This window comes from Marinobacter maritimus, from assembly GCF_007671675.1.
Taxonomy (GTDB): domain Bacteria; phylum Pseudomonadota; class Gammaproteobacteria; order Pseudomonadales; family Oleiphilaceae; genus Marinobacter; species Marinobacter maritimus.
This window is the reverse complement of the sequence record NZ_VCGW01000001.1, coordinates 62410-81189: the sequence shown is the minus strand read 5'-3', so window position 1 is coordinate 81189 and position 18780 is coordinate 62410. Positions and strand designations below refer to the sequence as shown.

Below are 18780 nucleotides of genomic sequence, written 5' to 3'. Positions count from 1 at the left end.
CCAGATTCATATAAGAAACGGCAATTTGATGTAAGCTATGGCCAATTGTGACCATCATTTCGCTTTTGGCTGGCCTCAGCGCTAGGCAACATGCTTGGTCTGCACGTTTATAGCTAAACTGAAAGGTTTTATGAAAGTACCCAAGAGATTGCAGCCCCTGGTCGACGACGGCATGGTGGATGAAGTGCTTTACCAGCTTATGAGCGGTAAAGAGGCACAGGTTTATGTAGTGCGGTGTGGCGAACATGTACGCTGCGCAAAGGTGTTCAAGGAAGCCCAGAAACGGAGCTTCAAGCAGGCCGTTGAGTACCAGGAAGGCAGAAAGGTGCGCAACAGCCGGCGAGCACGGGCCATGAGCAAAAAAACCCGCTATGGCCAAAAAGAGCAGGAAGATGCCTGGCTCAATGCCGAAGTGGATGCCCTGTACCGCTTGGCCGACGCCGGGGTGCGTGTACCCGCACCGATGGGCTTCGTGGACGGCGTGCTGCTGATGGAGTTGATCTCAGATGCCGATGGTAAGGCGGCGCCGCGCCTTGACGATGTCACCCTCACCCCGGAGCAAGCCAGAGAATACCACGGCCGGGTTATCGCAGAGGTGGTGCGCATGCTGAGCGCCGGGCTGATCCACGGTGACTTGTCAGAATTCAACGTGCTGGTAGACAGCAGCGGCCCCGTGATTATTGATTTGCCCCAGGCTGTGAACGCTGCAGGCAATAACAACGCCGAACGGATGCTGGAGCGGGATGTGGACAACATGCGCCGCTATTTTGCCAAGTACGCGCCCGACCTGCTGGTTACCGATTACGGCAAGGAGATCTGGGCACTTTACGAAAGCGGCGACCTGCACCCCGACAGCAAGCTGACAGGGTGCTTTGAGCACGATACCGCCAGTGCTGATGTGGATGAGCTTATGGCAGTGATTGACGCCGCCAAAGAGGAAGAAAGAGATCGGCTGGAGCGCATGCAGGAAGACGACGAGGATTAGTACTCGTCGCCAAGGCGCCTACCAGGCGAGCCAGATAACGTGCTTTGCGCCTTTCCCGGGGCGATGAGCACGCACAGTTACGGCCTCGGCCGAAAGCCCTGCACGCTTCAGGCGCTCGGTAAACGCCGGATCCTGCCCGGCTGACCAGTAGGCCAGAATCCCCTCTGCCCGCAGCGCTTCCTGTGCTGCGGCAATGCCTGCCGACGAGTACAACCAATCGTTTTCCTTACGGGTCAGGCCCTCAGGGCCGTTGTCGATATCCAGCAGAATAGCGTCGTAACTGCCCGGAGAATCCTTGATAAGCTGAACCACATCACCGATGTGCATGCGGGCACGCGGGTCTTTTAGCGGGTAGCCTGAAGCGCCACCCAAAGGGCCCAGGTTCCACTGCTCCACCTCTGGTACCAGTTCTGCAACGGTCACTTCTGCGGTATCACCCAAAGATTGCAAAGCCGCCGCAAGGGTAAAACCCATTCCCAGCCCTCCGATCAGCACTTTCGGGGCGGGATGACCCGCAATGCGCTCACAGGCCAGCGTTGCAAGCGCGTCCTCAGAGCCGTGCAGGCGGGTATTCATCAACTCTCCGCTGGTGCCGGTGATACGGATGGAGAATTCATCGTTGCGCTGCAGCAGGCGCAGTTCTGTGCCCTTTCCGGGTATGATCGCAGTGCCTAGCAACTCGAAGCGAGCCATAAAAACCTCTGAAGATGGAATTTCGGGGTGCGGGTGGGAGTTGGAGCCAATCAGATTTGAGCGAGAATGTTTCGCTCCGTTTGCCCAGGCAGTACACCCGTCAACCAGGCTTCAGTAACAACCTCGCCATGCTGATTGGACAGCACCGCTTCAGCTTTTGCGCGGTTGCGCTCATCTGCTTCGGTAATGGTGAACACACAGGTAATGGTATCGCCAAAATAGACGGGCAGACGGAATCGGAAGTTCATACCGGAGGCCAGCCAGCCAATCTGGCCGCCCACTTCAGTAATCATGCCGCCAACCAGCAAACCATGACAGATCTTGCCCCGAAACCCCTTGGCAGCGGCGAAATGTTCATCGTAATGAATCGGGTTCATATCCCTGCTGATTTCGCCGAATGTTACCGTGTCATTCTCGGTGAAGGTTCGGGTAACCGTAAAAACATCACCAGCCTTGAGACCCCGAACGGTCTGCTCTCGAATGTGCGTCACTCAGGGTTCTCCGGGATCTCGGTATGGCAGTTACTGGATCAGGCTCGCGCGTCAAGGCGACGCTCAACCCATGAATGATAAAGCTTTGCCAGAGTGGGCCGAATCACAGGTAAAGAAATCAGCCACGCCAGCGGTTTCAGCACGAACACTCGCGACATCAACAGTATGTAGGCATCCATCTCACTGTGGATTTCGCCCTGATCGTCCTTCACGTGCAGTTCCCGAAGCGCTTTGTCCGGATCGACGCCCTGTTCGCGCAGCTCGTCGTCCCGGCCTGTGATATCAAGCCATTCGACAGACTCGCCGGTCTTCCCCGCCAGCTTTTCATACCAGCGACGATCCTTGATGCAAGTAGAGCAGGACCCATCATAATAAACGATCAGCTTACCTTGCGCTCGATTCACAAGAGCCCTCCAACTATAACGAAAGCCTGAGTGGCACCTTATCACACCAGCCACCCGGCTTTACTCAGCCAGTGGACTCCAGACCTTCACCAGCAGGTTCTGCCACGTGTTTATTCTCGCTGCGAGCAATAACCGCAGTGCCAACAAGGTCCCCGGTAACATTAAGCCCTGTAGCCCCCATACCCACCAGTGCATCAATTGAAACCAGCAGTGCAACGGTTTCGATAGGCAGACCCACCTGAGCGAAAACGGTGGCAATCATCACTATACCTGCACCGGGCACGCCCGCTGTGCCGATAGAGGTAAGCGTACCTATGAGAACGATCTCAGCCATGGTGAACAGATCCAGCGGAATGCCGACCACGTTGGCGGCAAAGACCGCAGAAATTGCGATACGGATTGCAGCACCGTCCATATTGATGGTGGCACCGAGCGGCAAGCTGAAACCGTAGATCCGTTTTGGGATACCCAGGCGCCGCGCTGCATCCAGCGTTAATGGCAAGGTGCCTGAACTGCTCTGGGTGGCAAATGCAGTGGCCATGGGCGTGCGAGCTTCACGGAAAAACGCCCGCACGCGCACGCCAGACGCACGCATCAGAACGCAGTAAACAAACAGGTGCACCGCCAGCGCGATGTACAGCACCAGCACCATATCGCCCAACGCGAGAATGGTGGCCATCCCCTGCTCACCAGCTGTCTTGGCAACAATCGCAAACACCCCGATTGGCACGTATTGGAGCACGCCCGCCATAACTTTCAGGGTGATCTCGTTCAGCGCTTCAACAACTTTGTAAAGGTGCTCTCCAAGCTCTGCATGGGCTTTTGATTCCCGCAGTTTTAACAACGCTATGCCAAATACAATGGCAATAAAGATGATGCCCAACAAATTCAGTTCAGTGAACGCCGTAAAAATGTTGTCGGGCACAATGTTCAACAACACGCTCGCAATCCCGGGGTTGTCCGGTACTTTTACTTCGGCGTCTTCATTCAGAGCTATGCCACTTCCCGGCTCAAGCAGGCTTGCTACCATCAGGCCGACAACAATAGCCAGCGCGGTTGTTATCACGTAAAACCCGAACAGCTTCCGCCCAACGCGCCCCATGCTGCCGATATTCGCCTGGTTGATCCCTACCATCAGTGTCAACAACACGATGGGCACAATAAGGAATTTGAGCAGGCGCAGCAGCAGCTCACCGAAGGGCGCTAACCAATCTGCGGCCTGCTGCCCGCCAATCATACCGACGGCCACACCCAGCACCAGAGCGATGCTTACACGCAGAATTAGAGAGGCATTCAGATAGCTATGAAAGAGAGCTCTCACCGGATCACCTCCAATGAGATTGGTGTGCGCCTTGGCATAGTAAGTGCTCCTGATACGGGATGGCGCAGATTGTGATGGAAATCATCAGCCGGGTAAACCGCTGGCTCATGCCTGCAACTGGCGCACATCAGCCAGAAACTGATCAACAACCGCCGGTGTTGTGGCCCAGGAGCACATCAAACGCGCGCTGCCACCAATAAAATTGTAGAAACGCCATCCTTTGGCCCTCAGCGCAGCCTGTAAGGCCTCGGGCATTTCTACAAACACCCCGTTTACCTGTCTTGGGTACCTCAGCTTGATTCCCGGTAGCCCGGCCAGTCCATCCGCAAGCCTTTTCGCACTGGCGTTGGCATGGCGCGCATTTTCCAGCCACACGTTATTTTCCAGCAATCCACACCAGGGTGCAGAAATATATCGCATTTTAGAGGCAAGCTGCCCCGCTTGTTTGCAGCGCCATTCAAAGTCCTCGGCCAGGGCTTTGTTGAAAAACACCACAGCTTCTCCCAGAGCCAAACCATTCTTGGTTCCGGAGAAGCACAACACATCAACACCCGCTTTCCACGTAATTTCTGATGGGTGCACATCGAGCGCCGCCACGGCGTTTGCAAACCGGGCACCGTCCATGTGGATATTCAGCTTGTACTGATCCGCCAGCGCGCGAATGGCGCGAAGTTCATCCGGGGTATAGATCGTGCCAACTTCCGTTGCCTGAGTAAGGCTCAGTGCCTTGGGTTTCGGGTAATGAATATCGGTACGCTTGGTGACCAGGTGCTCAATGCTTTCCGGAGTCAGTTTTCCGTTCTCACCCTCACCCAACAGGAGCTTGGCGCCGTTGGAGGCGTATTCCGGCCCCCCACATTCATCGGTTTCAATGTGCGCCAACTCATGGCAGATAACGCTGTGAAACGATTGCCCGATGGACGCCAGAGCCAACGAGTTGGCTGCGGTGCCATTAAACACAAAGTAGACATCGCAATCTGTATCAAACAGAGAACGCAGCCCATCTGCCGCCCGTTGCGTCCAGCTATCCTCACCGTACGCCGGCTCATCGACACGGTTTGCCACCTCCATCGCCTTCCAGGCCTGTGGACAGACACCGCTGTAATTATCGCTGGCAAATTGCTCCGACCGTGACACGGCAACACTCCTTCATCGGCTGATTAAACTTGGTGAAACGTCCGGGCGGTTCGCTCAAACGTCAGGGCCATGCGCTCGAACATACCTTCAATGGTTGCTGTTTGCGCATCCGGCTCTTTGGCATCGTAGATAGCTCTGAGTAGACCGGCGCTCGCCTCCCTGAACCGGGAGTTCATGTTGCCACTCGCACTCATCAAATAGGTGTCTGCAAGCACATGCTGCCACTCGGAAAGCTTTACATCCACCGCAGCACTGCGATAACTCTTTATCCTGCGACGCAAGCGAATAGACATGTGGCCGATGTTGAGGCCGGTAAAGCCCAGGTCCGTCATGACACGGCTGGGATTGCCGGACCCTTGATCATAGTTGGCAAGCCGAAGCAGGCGCTCTCCCATGCGGCCATTAAACCAGTTTTCGGGCCGGCGCTGAGAATCAATGGCGATAAGGTCTCGAGCCGTTGCTTTGAGCAAACGGCGCTGCAGTACCTGACCATCCAGAGGCGTTATCAATTTGAATACCCAGTAGAGAATGCTGATACCCACAAAAAGCCCCAGGGCATTACTGGTTGCGACGTCGGTACTGAATGTCATGTGATTGCCGGGCTGGACGATGAGCGTAAAGGGGATGCAAAAGCCCAGGCCATAAGGCAGCGTAGGCCGCTCTGCGAGCGCCAGAAGGCCGATAAAAAAGGGGCCTGCGAGCACCAGTATCAGCATTTCGAAGTCTCCACTGCTTTTCGACAACACGCCAAGCCCGAAAAACAGCGCCACCGGTACAGCTACAACAACACCGAATAGCAAGCGCCGCAGCATCACCGTCAGCACCGCCAGTGAAAACCGGGCAAACACGACCGAGAACACCACCGGCATGATCATCAGCATAATAGCCGCAGTGCTGCCAGTGCTTAACCATATTGCCGCCCCGATCATGAAGACGACCGCAGTCCGGAAGCCATTGACGGCACCGATCAATGGATCCCGATGGGTTTTCAACTTGGAGGCCTTCAGCAACGTCTGGTCGCGGTTTTCAAGCGCGTTATAAGCTCGCAACACCATCACCAGATCGGCTACCAGTTCCACTGCTGTCTGGCTGAGCCGGGTCACTATCGCAGATTCATCCACATAGGCAGCCTTATGCTCCAGCAGAGCCCGCCTTAGCGCTTGGGCCTGACGGTAGGACTCCTTATAGCTGTTTGCCTCTGCAATTCTGATGAAGTGGCTTCGCATGTCTGCCAGCAACTTACTGAACGCCGGTGAGACGAGGTCCGGATGGTTCCGTGGAAAGCGCCCCATAATCTGCGTGACCGCCAGGAGTGACATCACCTTGTTACAAAGCAGGTTTGCCGCCCTGCTTCGACCGGGCCCCTCAGGCCCTTCGTAGGCAACCGCGCTGGAATCATCGTTCAGTATCACCAGGGTTTCGAGAATCTGATCGGCGTGCTGATGACGCTGCTCGTGGGTGCTGTCCGGATCCAGCTCCAGCGAGAGGTACTCCAACGTTTCATTGATCACGTTGCGGGAATGGCTGCGCAGGCTGTCCTTGACCGTCACCGGCCACAGCAACTGGCTGACCAGCATCGCACAGAGAGCACCCACCGTAATTTCACTGATACGGGACTGGGCAATATCAAACACCGCACGACCGTCAGCCGCACTGGGATCGGCCATCACCATGATGATAACCAGGCCAGCCGTCATTCCCGACATCGCAAATGCGTAAATAAAGTTGGTGTTATGCACCATCGAGGACGCTGCGGAGTTCAGACCGATCCAGAGCGTGAGGCAGGCCAGTGCCAGCAGTGGGTAAGGCATGAAAAATGCCAGAATCAGAATTCCCACACCACCGCCGACCACCGAACCGGAAATCTGGCACAGAGCTTTTTCAATCACCAGCCCGCTTTCCGGACGGATCTGCAGAAAAACAGCGGACACTATCGCCCAGTATGGGCGATCAAGCTCCAGATACATGGCGACCAATAATGCCAGCGCCATGGATATCACACCTTTCAGCGCAAATATCACCGTGCGCCGGTTTGGCGTAAGAAGCTGAGCCACCAGCGGGTGGAGCGTCATGTCTGCCACGCCGCTATTCTTCTTCCAGGTCTGTTTCCAGGTAGATGGAAACCGTCATGCCAGCACTGATATTCACATCATCCGGAAGCGTGTCGAGCGTTATATCGACCGGAATTCGCTGGGCAAGACGCACCCAGTTAAAGGCTTGCTGCACCTGGGGCAACATCTGGTTATCGCTGCTGGTGTTTGAATCCGCAATACCACGAGCAATGCTGACCACCTCGCCACTGAGCTTCTCTCCGCCAGAAAGCAGAGTAATTCGCGCTTTCTGCCCCACTCGCACCAACTGCAGTTTGGTTTCTTCAAAATACCCGGTCACGTAAAAGGAGTCGCTTTTGATCAGCGATAACACCGGCGCCCCTCGGGACACGTAATTGCCCCGGCGCAGGGCAAGGTTGTTAACAATACCGCTCTCCGGGGCAAGCACTTTTGTCCGTTCCATATCGATCCGGGCTGTCTCGAGCTCGGCCTGTGCCAGTTGGTAGCTGGCTTTGGCTGTCTCGGCGCGAATACGGTAAGCCTCCAGGCTCTCCTCACTGATAGACTGGCGATCAGCCATGCGTTGGCGGCGTTCATACTGGTGTTTGGCGAGATCCCAACCTGTGCGCTCCTGAGCGAGGCGCGCTTTACTTTCGGCAAATTTCGCCTGATAACGCGTTTCATCAATGGTAAAAAGAGGATCGCCCTTATCAACAGCCAGGTTGTTCTTCACACTTAATCCCGTTACCCAACCGGAAACATCGGGGGCAATCGTGATAACATCTGCCCGGATCCGGCCATCACGGGTCCAGGGTGAATAAAGATAATGATCCCAGACCCAGGTCCCGGCAAAAACCGCAGCCGCCACAACCAGCAATGTCACTCCAATACGCGCCAGCTTTCCCATGTGAGTCCTTTAATCCCCGAACAGATAAACAATAGCAGCCAGATAACAAACGAACATCGCCACGTCGAACCAGGCTTCCTTCCAGATATAGCGACGCAATTCCAGATAATGCAGAGCCAGTCGCGTAGCCGCCGCAAGAATGAACGCCAACGGCACCAGCACCACCAGCGGGCTGAACAGCATTCCACCAATACTCATCTCGTGAAGCATAACATCCTTACTTTCAACCGTGGCCACCGTGATTCGCTGCCAAGTGTCTGATCATAGGCGCCGTTCGGGCAATTCGCCAATCAGTCTGTGCTAGAGTAGCAGCTGAATTTATCACGCGAGTTTGCAAAGGATGTCCTCCGCAACTGTCTTCGCTGTTTTCGCCGCTGCCTTTATCGCACTGGCCATTTTTTATCTGTTCTTCTACCGCTCCTGGCGGCGAGATCGGGAACTGAAACAACCCTTCCCAAAAGCCTGGCGAAAGCATCTGCAATCGTCTGTACCTTTGTACCGCCAACTGCCAACGCCGCTTCAGAAAACGCTGAGAGAACAAATTCAGCTATTCATCGCGGAAAAGAACTTCTATGGCTGCGATGGCTTTGAGGTGGACGACCGCGTTCGGGTAGCCATTGCCGGACATGCCTGTCTTTTGACTGTCATGCGTTCGTATACCGATTACGATGAGGTGCGCAGCATTCTTGTCTACCCCGATGTATACCGGGTGCAAGCTCCGGAGCGCGACGGCATGGTGGTTAGCGTCAGCAATCAGGTTCGGGCAGGGGAAGCCTCATCGATGGGGCAAGTCGTATTGGCCTGGGCGGAATGCGAAAGCGGAGCCATGCAGGCGAAAAGCGCACACAATGTAATCCTCCACGAATTTGCCCATCAGCTTGATTATCTGGATGGGAGCGCGGACGGTGCGCCACCGCTGAGCGGGGAACAAGCCGATGAGTGGCAACAGACCATGACCATAGCCTACGACAACCTCCGGCACTCTTTGCGGCATCAGCGCAAAAGCTGGCTCGACCCCTATGGTGCTACAAAACCCGCAGAGTTTTTTGCGGTGCTGACAGAAACCTTCTATCAGCAACCACAACATCTGAAAGAACAACAACCCGCAGTGTATGACCTGCTGCGCGACTTCTACAGAATAGACCCTGAAGAGCTGGCCCGGGGCTGACTCTCTTTCCCTTACCGTTAACCTGTCAGGCCCAGGCTCTCAGAATCCTTCTCAATGCTACGATCCAGCAACTCCAGGTAGCCCGCTTTGGTTTTCAGCTTGGTCTGGGCGTGCGCTCTCATATTCAGTTTCCGGAACGCCTGAGCAAGCTCATTAGCGCGGTTCAGGAGCTGATCCGGTGCCACCACTTCATCAAGGAAACCAGCCGAAACGGCGCCCTCAGGGTTATAGATTTCGGCATTGATAACCGAGCGGTAAAAGTGCGCAGGTGCCAAGCGGTGACGGGCAATTTCAATGCCCGCATGGTGCATGGTCATGCCGATGGCCACTTCATTGAGGCCAAGTTTGAAGTTGCCCTCAATACCAATCCGGTAGTCCACCGACAGCATGATAAACGCACCCTTAGCAATTGCGTGGCCGCTGCAGGCACCAATGACCGGAAACGGAAAAGCCGCCAGACGACGGGTGAGCTTTGAGCCTACCGTAACCAGTGCAGATGCTTCCTTCATGCCCTTTTGCATTTCTTTCAGATCGTAGCCACCGGAGAAGATGCCTGGCTGGCCAGTCAGGACAACCACGGCCTTGTCCTGTTCTGCGCGGTCGAGAGCCTGATTCAGCGCTTCAAACACATCGTGGCTCAGAGCGTTCGCTTTCCCGTTGTTAATAACGATTGTGGCGACGCCATCGTTCAGCGTGTAATTTACAAAATCAGTCACCGGCTTTTCCTCTTGGTGGAGTTAATTCTGATTGGGCAGAACTTTGCCAGCTTATGCGGGCCGCCACAAATCATTCTTCACAGGATACCGGTTTCTTTTCAGGCTTTTATAACCGCGCCAAAGGCCGTTTATATGCGGCGTCGGAGCGACAACTTCAGCTGGGCGCTGAAACCTTTCTTCGACGACAGTGGTATCAGATAGTTGTCACCATCCTGCTCGGCCTTACTTCCGCCGCGCTCACTCCACTGTTCATCCGTGGTGACATACCGCAGGTTCCAGCCGTCTCCTGCCGGCGTCATTTTCAGCGTGAGCGTATCCCGGTAAAGGTACTCGCCTTCCACACGATGCTCCGTCCACAGCGCACCATCGATAAAGTAATCCGTCGCGGAAACCGCAAGCTCCACGGTCATAACCATCGTGCGCCCGCGCTCAACGGTAATTTTCGAACTATCAAGAAAAGTTGAGAACAGCATGGGAGAGCGAGCGGAATCCAGCCCTGCCTGCCTGGGTTTCATCATCTCGTCGAACTTGCGCAGCACGGCACTGAAGGTTTCTCTGCGCCTTTCAGTCAAACGAAAACTGCGTGCTCCACGGGGTGATACGGTGGCCTCGAAATAATAGGAGGCCCGTACGCGGCGGCCCTTTTCTTTTGCCTTCTCGACCGAAGGCGGCAGCGGCAGCGATTCCACGTCCATCATACCGTCGACGCGCACATCACCGAACAGGAACCGCACCATGTTCTGGTAACCGTCTTCCGAGTTAACGATGCCATAAGGGCCACTGTGGCTGCGGTACACGAAAGCCCTGGGCGCACCCTGAACCGTCGCATTCTCAATGGCTACGAGGCCGTCACTCATCTTGCCAGCAAGCCACTTTGATACACCTTTGGCCGCTCCATAGTCCTGCTGATTGGTCCCAACCAGGCAAAAAAACCGATCCGGATCGAATTTACCGTCCAGAGAGTCCACCCTTTCGGGCTTGCCGTCTAACCCCAGGTAACCTGCCATGGTCTCGCGATTGAAGTTGTTGATATCCCAGAGCCCGAGGAACGCAGGCACATTGATCCCGGCCATTTCTATGCCGTTGTGTGGCGTGGCATAGGTAAACACCCTATCTACCATTTGTCGTACAGCAGGCGTGTTGACCCCATCATTTTGTAGCAGGCATCGGCATACCAGACCACCCATGGAGTGCGCCACCAGATGCACCCGGAATTCCTCAAGCAATTGTGCATCATCACCACACAAGCGTTGCCGCACATTCAGAATCAGATCTCTTAGCTGGACAGCGGCTGCAGGAATGGAAAGGGGCTTACCTTCACCAAAATCCTTGTCTGCCTGATCGTAATAGCGGTAGATGATGACGGATTTATGGGTAATGTCCCGGTCGATCTCGGCACCATCGGAGAAGGCATCCGTATAACCGTAATCCTTCATCAGGCGCATCATCGGTGATTCAAAGACCTGCTTGTAGATTGTTCCATCCCAGGATTGTCGAACCTTCGTTGCGCCCAGGTTAAAGCCCATATAGGGCATGGATACGGTATCGGCAATTTCACTGGCGGTCATGGCGTAGCCACGAACGTAGATGATGGGATGGAACGGGCTCATGAGGCATGCTTCCTTTCAGGCTGATCCTGCCTGTGGGCATGCGATATCCATTCCGGAAAACGCTTTATGGGGAAATCGCCGATACTTGCAGAATGCAAGTAGAGTTCCGGTTCAGATAGCCTGGAAGAAAGTGTAAAAAAGACTGACGAGCGAAACCGGTTCAGAAAAAATAGTAGCGAATCATCTGCGCCACGATCAACAAGGCCACCAGCGGGAAAATGAACCGTGTGAGGTTGCCATAGTTGCGACCCTCACCTTTCGGAGCGTATTTCTCTACCAGAGGCAAAATAACAATCAGCGCCAGGAACAGAACGGCGAGGATAATGAGCAATGTTCCCATCTGAAAACTCCTTGAGTGCCGGCTTTCGAGCACTCTGTGACTGAACGTGAACTCCCTGCCTGTGACTTATCCCGAAAATCTGTGGATAACTTTGTGAAAAGGCGCGGGACAAGCCAAGTCAGGCCAGTTAAAACGGGCGTTCGGCAAACATGACCGTTAACTGACCAGGTCATTTACTGTCCAGCGGCACCCTGCTGAATTGCCAGCCTGTACGGCCGTTCCAGTGCAGCTCGAACTTCGCCAATGGAAAACACTCGGGCAAACTCACCAAAACGCTGGCCTTCAAACCAGAGATGAATCACTGGCAAGGAAAAAATGCCACGGGCAGCACACAGAGGCGCGGATGCCTGACAATCTACATAGAGCATCACCAGTTCAGGAAACTCGTCCCGCCCCAGCTTCTCCAGTTGGGGTTTCACTGCCTGACAGACCCCACAACCTTCTCCGCCATACAATACGAGGACCGCACTACTCGTACTTACCAGTTTCGCCAACGCCTCTTCGCTGTATATCGCAAGCATGCAACCTGCCATCCTCAGCACCCGTTACTCTGCAGCCACTGGCTTATCTGGCCCTGATTCATCGCACCGCTCTGGCGAGCCAGTTCGCGACCATTACGGAACAGGATCAGTGTCGGGATGCTGCGAATACTGTATTGCCCTGCCGGCCCGGAATGCTCTTCAGTATTGAGCTTGGCAAAACGCACCTTTCCCTGCCAACCGCGAGCCGCCTGCTCAAACTGTGGTGCCATCATTTTGCAGGGGCCACACCAGCTCGCCCAGAAATCCACCAGCACAGGCAAATCGCTGCGGCCAGTGTGAACAGAAAAATTCTGCCCGGTAAGCTCAAGCACGCTTTCTGGCCACAAAGGCTTTTTGCAGGCTCCGCAATTCCCACCGGCTGCCACGCGAGCGACCGGCACCCGGTTTGTCTTGTCGCAATGGGGGCAAACTACATGTTTAACGTCGTCACTCATGGATTCACCTCACAGCACTATTAATAGATCACTTTTGAAGAGCCATTCTAGAAATTGGACAATTCATCTTGCAGATCTTTTTTCAACTCATCCGCCTCGGTTATCCACACGGTTTTATCAACGCCAGGGAACACACCCACCTGCAGCCCGTCTTTCGAAAGGCCCGGCACCCATTTCTTGAAGAAATCCGGCAGCGAGATGCTTTTCGGGGTCAAGTCGCTCGAACCTTTGGCGTACTCAACAGCGAATTCCGAACTGGGCCAGACCGGCAAGTGCGCCACTCCGTCGTCTTCCGAGACGATCGACAGAAAGCGGCTCTCTGAATTAACGAGTATCCAGATCTCCCTTTCTTCCAGCACCATGCTTAAAAAGTAGTCGTATCGTTCTTCGCCGCTCGACTCGAGCACACTCGCTAACTGCTCATCACTCATAATCTGCTTCTCTGTTTAATAAAATGAGGCTTATGGCGTCTGAATACTGGCACGCTGCGCTTTTCGATACATCCAGGCAAGACCCAACAGCGCGAGCCCCAGCCCCATAAAGGCTGCAACCCGCCAGAGACCTTGCAGGCCGGCCATATCAATCAGGAAAATTTTGCCGATGACGATGCCCAACAAAGCCATGCCCGCCTTATACAACATAATATGGGCACTTTTTGCCGAATAAACCGTGGCGTAGATAATGGCCGCTATGGCATAGAGCATACCAACCACCGAATAGGTATACAGCTCACCTTCGGTCATGCCGTTCCAAAGCGCCATATCACTGCCTTGCCAAAGCTGACGAATTTCCAGAGCAGTGAACACAAGAAAACCCGCTACCGCAACACACAGCGACCAGAGCTTAGGCGCGATCTTCGGGAACCGGCTGATCACAAGCGCCAACAGAACCGGACCACCAAAGGCAGGAAGCAGCATATTGAAAATGGGCGTGCTGCCAATAGCGCCGTCGCTCCACCAGGGGTTGTGAAGGGTGAGCAGCATGAGATAGCTGATACTGGAGAGCGCAAGCAGAATCCATGAGAACAATCGGTAGAGCCAGACCAATGACTGGCTCGCTTTCGCCCGAACGGCATAAGTCACACTTAGCGCACCCCATAGCAGCGTATTCATCGTTGCTTCAATAAGGCTGTATTCGTGGACAAAAATATCACCGTCGTACAGCCAGTAACGCAGCTCGGTACCCAGGAATAGCACCAGCAGGTGCAGGGTGGCGCCTTCCAACCAAGGGCGAATCGAATGGCCTTTTTCGGCAAGCCTGGTTGCAACGGCCGCCAGCAAGGTGGCGCCGCCATAAGTCCAAAGCGACCAGTGAACACCCACATCGTAACCCTGTAACCACGGATTGAAGGTAAGCCGTGCGACAACCAGCGCTAACACGCCTTTCAATAACAGGTACAACTCAGACATCTGATAACGCCGAGCCAGCCAAGTGAGGCTGACGAACTGCACCGATAGCGCCAGCGTGAGCGATGCTTCCCGGAAGGCCATTACCGTGGCCAGCGAGTAACTGACGTGCGCCGCCATCAACGCCCAGACAACGCCGTTCCCATAGCGAGCACGCCCCTCCATGCCCCAGGCCAGAACGCCATACACAGCGCCAAGCAGCAGAGTGGCGGTCGCCCACACAATTGACGTTTCACCATAACCATGCAACAAAAGCCAACCAAGCACCAACCACACCAGCGGGGAAAGCAGCGTTAATGAGGCCCACCGCCGCTGACCGGGATAGCGCCCCCACAACCATAAACCAAGGCCAGTAGTGATTATCGCGGCAGCAATTAGATAGCTGATAAAGCCCGCCTGCTGGGCGATGGGAATCTGTAGCAGATAGACAAGATCGCCATCCATCCTGCCCCTATACAGCAACCAGCCGGCAGCGCTAGCCAATACTGCAGCCCAAGGCAAGAACCAGAGTGTTCCACGCCCGAGAACCTCGCGACTTTGAGGAATCAGGGACGCCGCGGGCAGGATGAGAAGCCAACTCCAAAACAGCGGGTTCTCAACTGACTGCTGCGCAATCGAAATACCCCATATCGCCAACAGCGGCAAAAATGCTTCACGCAAACGCGAAGGCGCTGCCCGCTCTGCGCCGGGCAAAAACGCAAACACGACAAACAAGACCGACAGATACCAGGCTGTTGCCAGTTCAGCAGGTGCTGCCGCCACCGTTACCGCCCACCAAAGCAACGCACCTGCCAGAGTGGCGTACCACAACCAGTCACGAAAAACGTAGCGCATTAACAGAAGCGAGCTGAGGGTAATAACACAGCTGTAGGTAAGCACAAAGGCAACACTGCCGCCGTCACCACCAATCAGCAAAGGCACCAGATAGGCGCCGCTCAGGCCCATAATCGCCAGCAGAGGGCCGTGCACCAAAGCCAACGCCATGGTTGCCAGTGAAACAACAGCCAAGAACATTAACCCCACAACAGGGCTGATCAATTCATAGTGGTGGACGCCGGCGAGCAATGCAGCATAAAGGGTAACGCTACCCCCGCCTGCCAGTGCAGCAAACACCTGATCCGTGCTCATATGGCGACGGCGCAAGAACTCCGCGCCTGCATGCAGGGCAAGGCCGGTAGTCAGGGCAAGCAACAATTGTTGCACAGGCCCTATCAGCCCGGCGTTGATGGAGTGGCTGACCATAAAGATGCCGGCCAGCGCGACACTCATGCCGCCTAGCCACACCATCCAGTTTTCTTTCAGGGCAGCAATAACACGAGAAGGCTCACGGGGTTTTCCGGGTTCAACCCAGTTATTCACTTCCGCCTGCGAATCTTGTGGCCCCGCTACAGCTGCTGTCGTCAAGGCGGGCTCTGGCTTTGATTCGCGCTCTGGTTCAGCAAGCTGACCAGTAACAACCTCGCCAGACTCATCCGGAAGCGGCACCTGCATAGATTCCTGCGGGACAGGGGACGGCTGGCTGTGCTTCATTTGCAGGCGCAACTCGTTCACTTCAAGACTGAGCTGTGCAACCTCAAGGTTTAGGGCATCAAAACGAGCCATCTGCTCATTTCGCTTACGATAAGCCAAAAAACCAAGAACAGAGCCTACAGGTATGAACAGTGTGAGGCCGACACCAAGAAGAATCAGTATTGCTTCCAAATCCCTTTACCTTTTTTCAAGAACGTCAAGAATCCTGCCGCGTGCGTAATGAGCCACCGGTGTAGCGCAGTTTATCTTCTCTGTAGCCAACGTCATGTACAAAACGGTAGTTAACCACGTGCACTCGTCACAAGACCAACAACCAGTTAAAAGTCGTGTCGCAGAATACTCGCTGAGAAACTCGAAAACAGTGGCATCAATATATGACGAGAAGAAAAAGCGTTGCTGTCAGGCTCGAGGCGAAGGCAGCCTTACCCTGAAGAGCAACGCTTTTTGAAGTCGGAGGGGGTCATTCCGAAGCGACCTTTAAACGCGGTCGAGAAATAGCTGGGGCTACCGAAGCCATATCTATACACAACTTCTGTAAGGTTTAATCGACCGTTATGGGCCTTGATATAATCCGCACACATCTCCAGGCGCTGGGTTTTCACATACTCTGACAACGTGATCGAATTACCGGAGAACGCGCGATAAAGGCTTCGCACAGAGGTACCAATGGAGCTGGCAACCATGGGTGCATTCAAGCCAGGCTCTCCGATGTTGTCTTTCACAAACTCGGACGCGGCCCTGAACACCTTATCGTACGGATCGCTATTGCGAATGCTCTTCAGAATCGAGGGTTTTATCAGCGTCGCCAGCGAGTCGAGAATCGCGGCTCCTTCCTCTACATCCAGGTTCTCATGCAGTGATGCTTCTATAACCAGCTTGCTGGCAAAACGCGCAATGTGCGAATCCGCAGGGATCTTGACACCCAGTTCAACCTTACTGAGATTCAATATGCGCTCAACAATCTGGCGGGGCAATATAAGCGATATCTGGTGAGAGAGATCCTGGTAGGAAAAGCGGAACGGCAACGCGGAATCGACGAGAACAATATCCCCCTGGGTCAGGTAGGAGCGATTCCCAACTTGCTCGACCAACGAGCACCCCATAATCTGAAAAACACAGAAAAAATCCGGGATACCGCTTTTTTGTATCTCTTTTGGCGTTCGATAAAGATCTGCGCCCTGGATACTAACTCTGGACATATCGAGCGAACCGCCCACTTTCTGGACAGATCCGGAAAATTTTTCGCCTACCGGTCTAGCCAAAAAAGGTCCACATATATCATTGATATTGTTGATCCATTTGTCGAAATCAGCTGTACCGCTAGTGCATGACGACACGCCTGTGACCTCTTACTTTTGTTATGACTATCTGGCTCGAATCTGGCGATAAAACAATCAAAAGTCAAGGAATCCTTCCGGAAACTCTGCGCTGTGAGATCGATACATATTTGCGCACGCAAGGGGGAAACATGTGTCGGGTTGAGAATGCTCTTACAGCTCGCTGGCGCAGGAACGAAACCTTCTGGCAGCAATGAGAAAGCATGGGACAGGATTAGTTGATAAAAATAGAAACCATGGTGGGTGGCTTTCGATCCCGCAAAATCGAGCAGCAACCCAGCGCTACTCCTGAAGCTACACCAAACCTACAACAATAAAGGTTAAACAATGCATCAGAGCAAGCATTTACGACGAGCCATTTTATGCGTTTTCGCGAGCAGTATCGCCATTCCAACAGCCTTCGCTGCTGAAGTTTCGAGTGATGAAAACTACCAGTTGAATGCAGATCTGGAATTGGCTGCCGGTCTTTTCACAAGCGACAAAAGCTACCTGTATGACACCGAACAAGGCGGAGCCCAATGGCAGGAGGGCTACATAAAGTACGGCCTGTCCGGCAGCTATTCTCTGGGTAACAGCACGGCTTTTTATGCAGGCATCAATGCACTCTCGTCAGGCACATGGGGTGATGGCGATGCCGGCGGCTTCAGCACCGGCGATGAAAGCGATACGGATCTCGAAGATGCCTACGTTGGCTTTAAATCTGGCAACCTGCTGCCATTTCTTGGCCAGGACGGTCTGGACATTTCGTTTGGTAGCCAGAGCTTCGCGATTGGCGATGGCTTTTTGATCAACGGAGACGCCCTGAACCTCGGTGAAGGGCTAAATGGCGGCGGTCTCGATTTTGATCGCGGCGGTGCCTACTGGCTTGCCGCAAGAAAAGCCTTCGATAAAACCGCTCTTGTGCGTATTGGTGGTAGTACAGGATTACGCTCAGACCTGTTCTGGATTGAGTCAGACAATAAAGCGCAGGCGGACACCGAGCTAACCGGTATAAATCTTGAGTATGTCTCATCTCACGGAACCTTCGGCCTGATGCACCTAAAAGGCCTGGACGTTAACGAGCCCTACGCTCAGGCGCTTGGCCTGACGGGCAGAGATGGTCAGGACACCACCAGCCTGCGGTATCAGGGTAACGCCGGCGTAGAACCGCTTTTTCTTTCCGCAGAGTTTGTGACTCAGGATCAGGGCGATGCCAGTCGTAAGGACGCTGACGCCTGGTATGCAGAAGCCGGGTGGAGCTTTGAGCAACAGATATGGGCGCCAAGCGTCAATATCCGCTACTCCACATTCGATGAAGGCTTTGACCCATTATTTTTCGGCTTTAATCGCGGCTACGGAACCTGGTTTCAGGGTGAAGTCGCCGCCAACTATGCCGGGCCGTTCAATAGCGACACAGAAGTTCTCCACGTTGGCGTAAAAGCCTACCCCGCTCCCACTGTCGCGGTCGGCGCCTTGTTTTTCGACTTCAGTGACACCGCAGGGGGCAACGGCTCCCTGGACAGCCAGGAGATTGATCTCTACGCCGAGTGGGCCGTCAACGATCACCTGTTCCTGAGCCCTCTTATTGGCTTCTACAAACCCGAAAAACAAGCAGCTGACGGCGGCAGTCAGCTCCTGGACAACGACCTGAACACCTACGCCCAAATAATGGCGGTTATTTCCTTTTAATAACCGCGACCGACCAGGCCGTTCACCTGGAGCCACCAAT

19 protein-coding genes are annotated in these 18780 nt (G+C 54.4%); 3 read left to right on the top strand and 16 right to left on the bottom strand.

Features of this window, described 5'->3' with window-relative positions; genetic code table 11:
- Positions 1 to 130: 130 nt before the first annotated feature.
- On the top strand, positions 131 to 985 hold the full coding sequence (locus tag FFI90_RS00395; protein WP_144775455.1) for a PA4780 family RIO1-like protein kinase: 855 nt from the start codon (positions 131 to 133) through the stop codon (positions 983 to 985).
- Positions 986 to 1003: 18 nt separating this feature from the next.
- Here FFI90_RS00395 and FFI90_RS00390 read toward each other — a convergent pair whose 3' ends face one another.
- The 8 genes from FFI90_RS00390 to FFI90_RS00355 form a co-directional block, all read right to left on the bottom strand.
- Positions 1004 to 1678: a spermidine synthase gene (locus FFI90_RS00390; protein WP_144775453.1), complete on the bottom strand. Its 675-nt coding sequence runs from the start codon at positions 1676 to 1678 to the stop codon at positions 1004 to 1006.
- A gap of 50 nt (positions 1679 to 1728) precedes the next feature.
- Complete coding sequence (locus FFI90_RS00385) at positions 1729 to 2169, bottom strand: MaoC family dehydratase (protein ID WP_144775450.1); 441 nt, start codon at positions 2167 to 2169, stop codon at positions 1729 to 1731.
- 38 nt (positions 2170 to 2207) lie between these two features.
- Entirely contained in the window at positions 2208 to 2573 is a 366-nt protein-coding gene (locus FFI90_RS00380) for a thiol-disulfide oxidoreductase DCC family protein (protein ID WP_144775448.1), read from the bottom strand.
- 64 nt (positions 2574 to 2637) lie between these two features.
- Positions 2638 to 3894 (bottom strand): dicarboxylate/amino acid:cation symporter, encoded by a 1257-nt coding sequence (locus FFI90_RS00375; protein ID WP_144775446.1) that lies wholly within the window; start codon positions 3892 to 3894, stop codon positions 2638 to 2640.
- Between the two features lie 105 nt (positions 3895 to 3999).
- Entirely contained in the window at positions 4000 to 5031 is a 1032-nt protein-coding gene (locus tag FFI90_RS00370) for a threonine aldolase family protein (protein ID WP_144775444.1), read from the bottom strand.
- 23 nt (positions 5032 to 5054) lie between these two features.
- A complete protein-coding gene (locus FFI90_RS00365) occupies positions 5055 to 7103 on the bottom strand; it encodes an FUSC family protein (protein ID WP_144775442.1) in 2049 nt (682 codons plus the stop codon).
- Positions 7104 to 7116: 13 nt separating this feature from the next.
- Positions 7117 to 7989, bottom strand: coding sequence for an efflux RND transporter periplasmic adaptor subunit (locus FFI90_RS00360; RefSeq protein ID WP_144775440.1), 873 nt, complete (start codon positions 7987 to 7989; stop codon positions 7117 to 7119).
- Between the two features lie 9 nt (positions 7990 to 7998).
- Entirely contained in the window at positions 7999 to 8199 is a 201-nt protein-coding gene (locus tag FFI90_RS00355) for a DUF1656 domain-containing protein (protein ID WP_144775438.1), read from the bottom strand.
- A 130-nt stretch (positions 8200 to 8329) separates the two neighbouring features.
- Here FFI90_RS00355 and FFI90_RS00350 point away from each other — a divergent pair, with 130 nt between their 5' ends.
- Positions 8330 to 9157, top strand: a complete 828-nt coding sequence (locus FFI90_RS00350) for a M90 family metallopeptidase (RefSeq protein WP_144775436.1) — start codon at positions 8330 to 8332, stop codon at positions 9155 to 9157.
- A gap of 17 nt (positions 9158 to 9174) precedes the next feature.
- On the opposite strand, the gene FFI90_RS00345 is transcribed toward FFI90_RS00350, so the two are convergent.
- From FFI90_RS00345 to feaR, 8 genes are all read right to left on the bottom strand, one after another.
- On the bottom strand, positions 9175 to 9873 hold the full coding sequence (locus FFI90_RS00345; protein ID WP_144775434.1) for a crotonase/enoyl-CoA hydratase family protein: 699 nt from the start codon (positions 9871 to 9873) through the stop codon (positions 9175 to 9177).
- Between the two features lie 128 nt (positions 9874 to 10001).
- Complete coding sequence (locus FFI90_RS00340) at positions 10002 to 11483, bottom strand: esterase/lipase family protein (protein ID WP_144775432.1); 1482 nt, start codon at positions 11481 to 11483, stop codon at positions 10002 to 10004.
- A gap of 160 nt (positions 11484 to 11643) precedes the next feature.
- Positions 11644 to 11823, bottom strand: a complete 180-nt coding sequence (locus FFI90_RS00335; protein ID WP_144775430.1) for a hypothetical protein — start codon at positions 11821 to 11823, stop codon at positions 11644 to 11646.
- 173 nt (positions 11824 to 11996) lie between these two features.
- Positions 11997 to 12356 carry a thioredoxin family protein gene (locus tag FFI90_RS00330; RefSeq protein ID WP_246123252.1) on the bottom strand — a complete coding sequence of 120 codons (360 nt, stop codon included), beginning with the start codon at positions 12354 to 12356 and terminating at the stop codon, positions 11997 to 11999.
- A gap of 2 nt (positions 12357 to 12358) precedes the next feature.
- A complete protein-coding gene (gene trxC / locus FFI90_RS00325) occupies positions 12359 to 12799 on the bottom strand; it encodes a thioredoxin TrxC (RefSeq protein WP_144775428.1) in 441 nt (146 codons plus the stop codon).
- Between the two features lie 47 nt (positions 12800 to 12846).
- Entirely contained in the window at positions 12847 to 13230 is a 384-nt protein-coding gene (locus FFI90_RS00320; protein ID WP_144775426.1) for a DUF2750 domain-containing protein, read from the bottom strand.
- Positions 13231 to 13260: 30 nt separating this feature from the next.
- On the bottom strand, positions 13261 to 15906 hold the full coding sequence (locus FFI90_RS00315) for a DUF2339 domain-containing protein (RefSeq protein WP_144775424.1): 2646 nt from the start codon (positions 15904 to 15906) through the stop codon (positions 13261 to 13263).
- A 251-nt stretch (positions 15907 to 16157) separates the two neighbouring features.
- Positions 16158 to 17072: a transcriptional regulator FeaR gene (gene feaR / locus FFI90_RS00310; RefSeq protein ID WP_144775422.1), complete on the bottom strand. Its 915-nt coding sequence runs from the start codon at positions 17070 to 17072 to the stop codon at positions 16158 to 16160.
- Between the two features lie 327 nt (positions 17073 to 17399).
- On the opposite strand from feaR, the gene FFI90_RS00305 reads away from it, so the two are divergent.
- Positions 17400 to 18740, top strand: a complete 1341-nt coding sequence (locus tag FFI90_RS00305) for an alginate export family protein (RefSeq protein ID WP_144775420.1) — start codon at positions 17400 to 17402, stop codon at positions 18738 to 18740.
- The last annotated feature ends 40 nt before the right edge of the window (positions 18741 to 18780 follow it).

What these genes read in the sequence shown, in the direction of transcription:
- FFI90_RS00350 (WP_144775436.1), top strand. Translation starts at nt 8,330, where the DNA reads ATGTCCTCCGCAACTGTCTTCGCTGTTTTCGCCGCTGCCTTTATCGCA.
- FFI90_RS00360 (WP_144775440.1), bottom strand. Translation starts at nt 7,989, where the DNA reads ATGGGAAAGCTGGCGCGTATTGGAGTGACATTGCTGGTTGTGGCGGCT.
- FFI90_RS00335 (WP_144775430.1), bottom strand. Translation starts at nt 11,823, where the DNA reads ATGGGAACATTGCTCATTATCCTCGCCGTTCTGTTCCTGGCGCTGATT.
- trxC (WP_144775428.1), bottom strand. Translation starts at nt 12,799, where the DNA reads ATGAGTGACGACGTTAAACATGTAGTTTGCCCCCATTGCGACAAGACA.
- FFI90_RS00390 (WP_144775453.1), bottom strand. Translation starts at nt 1,678, where the DNA reads ATGGCTCGCTTCGAGTTGCTAGGCACTGCGATCATACCCGGAAAGGGC.
- FFI90_RS00320 (WP_144775426.1), bottom strand. Translation starts at nt 13,230, where the DNA reads ATGAGTGATGAGCAGTTAGCGAGTGTGCTCGAGTCGAGCGGCGAAGAA.
- FFI90_RS00395 (WP_144775455.1), top strand. Translation starts at nt 131, where the DNA reads ATGAAAGTACCCAAGAGATTGCAGCCCCTGGTCGACGACGGCATGGTG.
- FFI90_RS00340 (WP_144775432.1), bottom strand. Translation starts at nt 11,483, where the DNA reads ATGAGCCCGTTCCATCCCATCATCTACGTTCGTGGCTACGCCATGACC.
- FFI90_RS00330 (WP_246123252.1), bottom strand. Translation starts at nt 12,356, where the DNA reads ATGGCAGGTTGCATGCTTGCGATATACAGCGAAGAGGCGTTGGCGAAA.
- FFI90_RS00355 (WP_144775438.1), bottom strand. Translation starts at nt 8,199, where the DNA reads ATGCTTCACGAGATGAGTATTGGTGGAATGCTGTTCAGCCCGCTGGTG.
- FFI90_RS00365 (WP_144775442.1), bottom strand. Translation starts at nt 7,103, where the DNA reads ATGACGCTCCACCCGCTGGTGGCTCAGCTTCTTACGCCAAACCGGCGC.
- FFI90_RS00305 (WP_144775420.1), top strand. Translation starts at nt 17,400, where the DNA reads ATGCATCAGAGCAAGCATTTACGACGAGCCATTTTATGCGTTTTCGCG.